The sequence below is a fragment of the Pseudonocardia sp. SID8383 genome (genome assembly GCF_009864975.1).
Classification (GTDB): Bacteria; Actinomycetota; Actinomycetes; order Mycobacteriales; family Pseudonocardiaceae; genus Pseudonocardia; species Pseudonocardia alni.
On sequence record NZ_WWFY01000275.1, the window covers coordinates 1 to 7,286 of the forward strand.

Here is a 7,286-nt window from a genome sequence, read left to right on the forward strand (position 1 = left end):
TGCCCGCCCGGCGGCCCGCAGGACCGCTGCGCCCCCGCGCCGGTGCCCGTCGCGGGACGGGACCACCGACAGGCACACGCGCTGGCACACCGTGCCGGCGGCGGCGGCGCGCGGCGGCGACCAGGTCAGGGCGAGCACGTCCTCGGTCGCGCGGGCAGGCACGGCGTACGACCCGCCGATCCCCGGCAGCGCGACGACGCTCGCGAAGGTGACACCGGACCGGGTGAGGGCCGGGTCGCCGGCGAGAAGAAGCAGGGTCTGGTCGCGGGCGAACTCGGCGGGTCCGACGAGCTGCAGATCCGGCTGGATCATCGGGCCTCCGGGGACGGTCGTCGCTGTGTCCCCGACGCTAGGACGCCCCACCTCAGCCCGCGGACAGCCCTGGGGAAGCCGACGGTAAAAACGGGCCGGGCTCAGCCGAGCAGGTGCTCGCCGAACCGGTCCCGGGCCGGGCGCCCGGAGGCGGTGAAGCCGTCGGCGTGGCCGCCGGGGCGCCCGTCACCGGGTCCGGGCGCCCCGGCGGGGCTCAGGCGTGGATGTCCGACGGGTGCGTGGCCAGCGGGGTCACCTGCATCGTCATGTACGGGAACAGCGGCAGACCCCACAGGATCTCATGGAGCTGCTCGTTGTCGCGCACCTCGAAGATCGAGAGGTTGGCGTACTCACCGACGCAGCGCCAGATGCTCACCCACTCACCCGATCGCTGCCACTGCTGGGACCAGGCCTTCTCCCGGGCCAGCAGGTCGGCTTTGGCGTCGGGGTCCATGTCGGCGGGGAGGTCGACCTCCATCCGGACGGCGAAGCGGGCCATCAGGCGGGGTCCAGCGCGAAGTCGTAGGTGACCTCGTTGCCGGTGCCGCTCGCGGCCGGGCCGGGGTGCAGGATCAGATCGGGCTTGACGGCCTGGGCGACGTCGTCGGCGACGTAGTCCCCGCCGTCGAAGTAGAGCTGGGTGGTGACGGGCTGCTTGCCGGGCGCGGACACCTTGAGGTGCAGGTGCGCGGGCCGCCACGGGTGCCAGCCCGCCGCGTCGATGAACGCGCCGGTCGAGCCGTCGGTCGGGATCTGGTAGGGCGCGGGCTGCATGGTGTGGAACGCGAAGCGCCCGTCGGCGCCGGTGTGGACGACCGCGCGCAGGTTCCACTCGGGGATGCCGGGGGCGAACTGGGAGTAGTAGCCCTCGTCGTCGGCGTGCCAGAGATCGACCGTCGCGCCGGCGACCGGGGTGCCGTCGAGGTCGGTGACGGTGCCCTGGAACAGCAGCGGGGTGCCCTTCTCGTCGGGACGCATCGGCATCGCGGACCCGGACTCGATGACCGGGGCGCCCGGCACGTAGTACGGGCCCTCGATGGTGCCGACGGCGCCGCGGCGGTCGGCGTTGGCGACCTCCTCCACGACGTGCTCGACGAACACGTCGAGGAACAGCGGCCACTCGCCGTCGGCGCCGACCTGGATCAGCCACGCCTTGAGCGCGTCGTACTCGGCGTAGGTCACCTCGTGCTTGCGGATGACCTCGTGCAGGGCCTGCAGCGTGTCGGTGGCGATGGCGGACACCCGGGCCGGGTCGGCGGCGGCGCCGATGCGCTCCTTCTTCGCGAAGGTGGCGGTGGCGTTCGCGCCGGAGCCGGCGGCGGTGGCGGTCTCGGACATGTCTCTCTCCTGTGGTGGGGCGGTACTCAGGTGTCGGTGCGGTAGTGGGCGAGCTTGTCGGGATCGACGTCGACGCCGATCCCGGGCCCGCCGGGGACGCGCAGCTCGCCGCCGCTGATCCGCAGCGGCTCGGTGAGCAGGTCGTCGCTCATGTCGAGGTAGTTCGACAGCTCCCCGGCGCGGGCGCTGGTGTGGCGGTGCGCCGCGCCGAAGGCGACCGTGCAGGCGGTGCCGAGCTGACCGTCGACCTGATTGCCCATGACCACCTCGGTGCCGAGTCCCTCGCACAGGTGCAGCACCCGCTGCGAGCCGGTGAACCCGGTCCGCGCGGTCTTGATGCTGATCATGGTGGCGGCGCCGTCGAGCAGCTCGCGGGTCACCTCGCCGGGTCGGGTTGCGGACTCGTCGGCGACGGTCGGGACGGTGGTGCGGGCGGTGAGCCAGCGTCGCCCGAGCACCTGGTCGGCGGGCATGAGCTCCTCGGACAAGGTCAGGCCGAGGTCGGCCATCTCGTCCAGGGCCCGCGCCGCCTCCGACGCGGTCCAGCCGCGGTTGCCGTCGACGTAGAGCTCCACGTCGGGGCCCAGCGCCTCGCGCAGCGCCCGGCAGGCGCCGGTGTCCAGCGCGACGGGGCGGCGGCCGACCTTGACCTTGAAGGTGGTGACGCCGTGCTCGTCGCGCATCCGCTGCGCCTCGGCGACCATCACGTCGTCGGGGGCGAAGCCGACCATGTGCGAGACCCGCATCCGGTCGGTGTATCCGCCGAGCAGCTCGGAGACGCCGACGCCGAGCCGGCGCCCGATGACGTCCCAGACGGCCATGTCGATCGCGGCCTTCGCGGTGGGGTTGCCGATCGTGCGGTCCAGGACGGCGTGGATCCGTTCCCGCTCGAACACGCTCAGGCCCACGATCTCCGGGGCGAACACGGTGTCGACCACAGCGCGGATGGAGGCCTGGGTCTCGCCGTAGGTGTAGGGGCGGGGCGGGGCCTCGGCGACGCCGACGACGCCGTCCTCGGCGTGCACCCGCACCAGCACGTGGTCGGCGGTGTGCACCTCGCCGGAGGCGAACCGCAGCGGTTTGCGGTAGGGCACGGCGAACGGGATCGCCTCGACGGCCACGATCTTCACTGCGGTCCTCCGGGGACGGTGGCGGGGCGGGGGTCCAGCTCGTGGGCGCGCTCGGCGAGCACGTCGAGCAGCCGGACGAGGGCGGGGGAGTCGTCGTCGGTGCGCCAGGCCAGGGCCAGGTCGACGCGCAGTTCGCGGTCCAGGTCGGCGTAGACGACGCCCTCGGTGCCCAGGGCGCGCACCGACTCGGGCAGCAACGCGACCCCGGCACCGGCGGCGACGTGGGTGAGCAGGATGGGGGTGTCGCGGGCCTCGGTGCGGCGCCGCGGGAGGAACCCGGAGTCCAGGCAGCCCTGGGTGGCGACCGAGTCGACCACCGACCCGGGGGCGCCGTAGGCGACGAAGTCGTCGCCGCGCAGCTCGGCCAGCGCGACCGTCCCGGCCCCGGCGAGCCGGTGCGTGGCCGGCAGCGCCGCGAGGAGCCGTTCCTGGGCGATCGGGCGGACCGACATCTCCGGGCGCACCACCGGCGGGCGCAGCACGGCGAGGTCGATGCGGCGCTCGTCGAGCGCGTCCTCCTGGGCGGCGGTGAGGAGCCCGGGCAGGAACCGCAGCGAGACGCCCGGCATCCGGCGGGCGGCGACCCGGGCCAGCCGCGGCAGCAGCCGGTAGGCGGCGAGGTCGGTGGCACCCACGGTCACCACGCCCTCGGTGCCCGCGGCGACCTGCTCGACGCGGCGGCGCGCGTCCTCGACGCCGGCGAGGATCCGCCGCGCGTCCTCCAGCAGCGACGTCCCCGCCGGGGTCAGGTCGACCCGGCGGGTGGTGCGCTCGAACAGGGTGGCGCCGACCTGGCTCTCCAGCTGACGGATGGCCTGGGAGAGCGGGGACTGGGCCATGTGCAGCCGCTCGGCGGCGCGGCCGAAGTGCCGCGTCTCCGCGACCGCCACGAAGTAGCGGAGCTGCCGCAGATCCATTCCCGTCACCTCCCTCGCATCCGGCGCGTGATCTGACGGTAGGCGCGCGACTCTGTAGACACAAAGACCGGAAAGGGTCCGATTCAGAGGTGAATCAGCTGAATCCCGGGTCAGGCCGGTACGGGCCGGGTGTCGGCCCGCGCGTCCACGCCGTGGATCCAGGTCAACCACGGGTCCAGCCCGGTCAGCCCCGCGTTGCGGGCGTCGGCCGCCGGGCCGTCGGGCAGGTGCAGCAGTCCGCTGGTGACCAGCGAGCTGCGCTGGATCGACCGGGTCCGCGCCCGGCGCAGCCGCTGGTAGCGGTCGAACACCGCGGTGTGGCCGCCGTCGAGCGCACCGGGGGCGGCGAGCAGGTCGGCGAGCACGGCCGCGTCCTCGATGGACTGGTTCGCGCCCTGACCGTGGTGCGGCAGCATCGTGTGCACGGCGTCGCCGAGCAGGACGACGCGGCCGCGGGACCAGCGCGTCATCGGGGGAAGCGTGTACAGCGGCCAGCGCGGGGACTGCGGCACCGCCGTCAGCATCTGCACGACGCCCGGGGACCAGCCGTCGAAGGCCCGCGCCAGAGTGCCGGGGTCGGTGTCGGTCGGCCCGGTCTCGCCCGTCCACGGGTCGGGGCCCTCCAGCACCGCGAAGAAGTTGATCTGCTCGGCGTGCGGGCCGATCGCGTAGTGCAGCACGTGCGCGTCCGGGCCCATCCAGAACTGGATCGCGCCGGGGTCGGGCAGCAGCGGGGCGTCGGCGACGTCGACGATCCCGCGGAAGGCCGACGTCCCGGTGTAGCGGGGGCGGGCCGCGGGGTCGACGACCGAGCGCACCCGGGAGTGCACCCCGTCCGCACCGACGACGACCGGGCCCCGGACGCGCTCCCCGGAGGCGAGGGTGACCGTCCCGTCCGGGTCGACCGCGGTCACCTCGCAGCCGAGCCGCACCATCCCGGCGGGACAGGCGCCGGCGAGTACCCGCTGGAACTCGGCGCGGTGGATGCCCAGGTAGGGGGCGCCGAAGCGGCGCCGGTAGCTGCCGTCGGAGCCGACCGGGAAGGCGGTCACCCGCTCGTCGTCGCGCCAGCCGCGGTGGATGAGCGCGGTCGGCTGGGCGGACACCTTCTCCAGCTCGCCCAGCAGGCCGAGCTCGTCCAGCGGGCGCAGCCCGTTCGCCGACAGCGCGACGGCGGCGCCGACCTCGCGCAGTTCGGCCGCCCGCTCGAGCACGGTGACCCGGACGCCGCGGGCGTGCAGCGAGAGGGCCAGCGAGAGGCCCCCGATCCCGGCACCGACGATCACCACTGATTCGTCCATGACTCTGATCCTGACACGGATACCGAGGGGGTATCTCTCCACGGATCGTCTCAGTCGGGACCCCTTTCGGCACGACCCGCACGGCCTCTTCTCCGGGCCCCGCCGGTCCGCCAGGCTCACCCGCCGGGGGCCGTTTCCCCGTTCCGACCTCGACGAGGAGTGAGCGATGTCCGAGACGTTCGTGCTGGTGACCGGTGCCTGGCACGGGGGCTGGGCCTGGCGCCCGGTCGCCGAGCGGCTGCGTGCGGCGGGGCACCGCGTGCTGACCCCCACCCTGCCGGGGCTGCACGACGGTGACGACCCGACCCGCGACCGGCTGTCCGACACCGTGGACGCGGTCGTCGACCTGATCGAGTCGCACGACCTGACCGACGTGACTCTCGTCGGGCACAGCTGGGGCGGCTACGTGATCACCGGTGCCGCGCACCGGGTCTCCCCCCCGGCTGCGCAAGCTCGTCTACTGGAGCGCGTTCGTGCCCGCCGCGGGCCGCTCGCTCAACGACGAGGTGCCCCCGCAGTACCGCGAGCTGTTCGAGGGCCAGGCCGCCGCCTCGGGCGACAACTCCGTGGCGCTGCCGTTCGAGGTGTGGCAGGGCGCATTCATGAACGACGCCGACGAGCCGGTCCAGCGCCTGGTGCACGAGCTCCTGGTGCCGCAGCCGCTGCAGTACTTCACCGAGACCGTGGAACCGATCGACCCGGCGACGCTCGGGGTGCCGGTGGCCTACGTGCTCTCGACCGAGGACGTCGCGCTGCCGCCCGGCGAGTACGGCTGGGACCGCTTCCCGCAGCGGCTCGGGGTCACCCCGGTCACCGTGCCGGGCAGCCACGAGGGCTGCTTCACCCGCCCCGACGCCCTGGCCGAGGCCCTGCTGAAGGCCTGAGCCGCGTCCCGACCCACCGGAGCGGGCCCCCGGGTGTCCCGGGGGCCCGCTCCCGTGCCCGTGCCCGTGCGGAGGGTCAGCCGGTCGGGGACTCCTGCGCGCCGTCACCGGGCGCCGGGTCCTGGCCGAGCTGGTTCGGCGGGAACCGCAGGGGCGGGAGCTCCTGCAGCGGCGCCTGCGGGGCGTTGCCCACCTCCGGCGGGAGCGGCGTGCCCTGCGCCGGGTTGCCGAGCGGCGCCAGCGGGTCGGCCGGCGCGAACGTCGCCGGCTTCGCCAGGCCACCGGAGTCGCTGCCGTCGAAGGACTCGGTCCGGCCGCAGCCGTCGAGCATGACGGTCAGGGGGCCGTCGGTGTGCACGTCGAGGCGGGCGTCGCACCCGACGCCGGCGCGCTCCGGGTCGACGGTCACGGTGCCGACCCCGGCCGATCGGATCTCCAGCACGTCCTCGGCGTCGGCGTCGACCGGCGCGTCGAGGTGGCGGAACTCCCGCAGGTACGGGTTGACCGGCGAGAACGTCCCGGAGAGGTCGTCGTCCGCGATCGCGCGCTTCTGGTTCCGATAGGGCGCCTCGAAGGGCTCGTAGAACCGGAACCGGAAGGCCGCGTCGGAGAACGCCGACGGCGTCGGGTCGCCGACGACGGCGCCGCCGGGGTGCGTCGCGTCCGCGGTGACCTGCGGAGGAGGTCGGCGTCGGCGTCGCTGTCCCACAGCCCGGTCGCGGCGGCGAGTCGCTGCGCCCCGTCGGCGGGGTCCCACGCGGAGTGCGGCACGCGGATCCCGACCTGGCGCCGCTCGACGTCGACGTGCACCTGTGGTGCGTCGGGGTGGGGCCGCCCGGTGGGCGCGTCGACGATGTCGCCCCCGCTGCCGTGCACCGTCACGAACAGCCGGGCCGGCATGACGGTGTTCGCGCCGTGCGGGGCCTCGCGCGGGGTGTCCGAGCCGCCGAGCGCGAGGGTCAGACCGAGCAGCCCGGTGACGTGCGACGACGACTTATCGTTAGCCCGAATGGACTAGGATCGTCCGGATCTGGTTCGGCCAGCATGGTTCTCCTGGTGTAGAAAAAACGTGAGCTGACACGAGGAGCGACCGTGCCGAAGCGGGTGGACCACGAGCAGCGCCGGGGCGAGATCGCCGACGCCGCCTGGCGGCTGATCGCCGAGCGCGGTCCGGACGCGGTCACGCTGCGGGAGGTCAGCGCGGCACTGGGGGTTGCCCACGGGGCGCCGGCGCACTACTTCGCCGGCCGCGCCGCGATCGTGGAGTGCGCGTTCCGGCGGGCCCTCGACGACCTCGACGCCCGGGTGGCGCGGCGTGCGGCCGGGCTGTCCGGGGTGGCGGCGCTGCACGTGTTCTGCGAGGAGGTCATCGCGCACACCGGGACGCCGTTCGCCCGGGTCGCG

At 74.4% G+C, this 7,286-nt stretch carries 9 protein-coding genes and 1 pseudogene; 3 read left to right on the top strand and 7 right to left on the bottom strand.

The features are described 5' to 3' along the window. The 6 genes from GTW08_RS06635 to GTW08_RS06660 form a co-directional block, all read right to left on the bottom strand. The coding region (locus tag GTW08_RS06635; RefSeq protein WP_161151577.1) for a hypothetical protein at positions 1-312 on the bottom strand (312 nt) is incomplete at its 3' end. Positions 313-526: 214 nt separating this feature from the next. Then, entirely contained in the window at positions 527-811 is a 285-nt protein-coding gene (locus GTW08_RS06640) for a muconolactone Delta-isomerase family protein (protein WP_073573973.1), read from the bottom strand. Further along, positions 811-1,650 (bottom strand): catechol 1,2-dioxygenase, encoded by an 840-nt coding sequence (gene catA / locus GTW08_RS06645; RefSeq protein ID WP_073573972.1) that lies wholly within the window; start codon positions 1,648-1,650, stop codon positions 811-813. Before catA ends, GTW08_RS06640 begins: the two co-directional genes overlap by 1 nt. Before the next feature lie 26 nt (positions 1,651-1,676). Next, positions 1,677-2,780 carry a mandelate racemase/muconate lactonizing enzyme family protein gene (locus GTW08_RS06650; protein WP_073573971.1) on the bottom strand — a complete coding sequence of 368 codons (1,104 nt, stop codon included), beginning with the start codon at positions 2,778-2,780 and terminating at the stop codon, positions 1,677-1,679. Beyond that, positions 2,777-3,697 carry a LysR family transcriptional regulator gene (locus GTW08_RS06655; RefSeq protein WP_062401995.1) on the bottom strand — a complete coding sequence of 307 codons (921 nt, stop codon included), beginning with the start codon at positions 3,695-3,697 and terminating at the stop codon, positions 2,777-2,779. The genes GTW08_RS06650 and GTW08_RS06655 overlap by 4 nt, the downstream gene beginning before the upstream one ends. Before the next feature lie 110 nt (positions 3,698-3,807). Continuing rightward, the gene (locus tag GTW08_RS06660) at positions 3,808-4,998 is read right to left on the bottom strand and encodes an FAD-dependent monooxygenase (RefSeq protein ID WP_073573970.1); all 1,191 of its coding nucleotides are present in this window, start codon (positions 4,996-4,998) and stop codon (positions 3,808-3,810) included. 166 nt (positions 4,999-5,164) lie between these two features. Between GTW08_RS06660 and GTW08_RS32875 the strand changes: the two are divergent. Both GTW08_RS32875 and GTW08_RS31585 read left to right on the top strand, forming a co-directional pair. Next, positions 5,165-5,368: pseudogene (locus GTW08_RS32875) on the top strand (alpha/beta fold hydrolase); the annotation flags it as partial. Positions 5,369-5,414: 46 nt separating this feature from the next. Next, a complete protein-coding gene (locus tag GTW08_RS31585) occupies positions 5,415-5,882 on the top strand; it encodes a hypothetical protein (protein WP_237453606.1) in 468 nt (155 codons plus the stop codon). 76 nt (positions 5,883-5,958) lie between these two features. On the opposite strand, the gene GTW08_RS31590 is transcribed toward GTW08_RS31585, so the two are convergent. Beyond that, the gene (locus GTW08_RS31590; RefSeq protein ID WP_073573969.1) at positions 5,959-6,591 is read right to left on the bottom strand and encodes a hypothetical protein; all 633 of its coding nucleotides are present in this window, start codon (positions 6,589-6,591) and stop codon (positions 5,959-5,961) included. Positions 6,592-6,974: 383 nt separating this feature from the next. Between GTW08_RS31590 and GTW08_RS06675 the strand changes: the two genes are divergently transcribed. Then, positions 6,975-7,286 (top strand): TetR family transcriptional regulator (locus GTW08_RS06675; protein ID WP_161151578.1); only part of this gene is annotated, 312 nt, incomplete at its 3' end.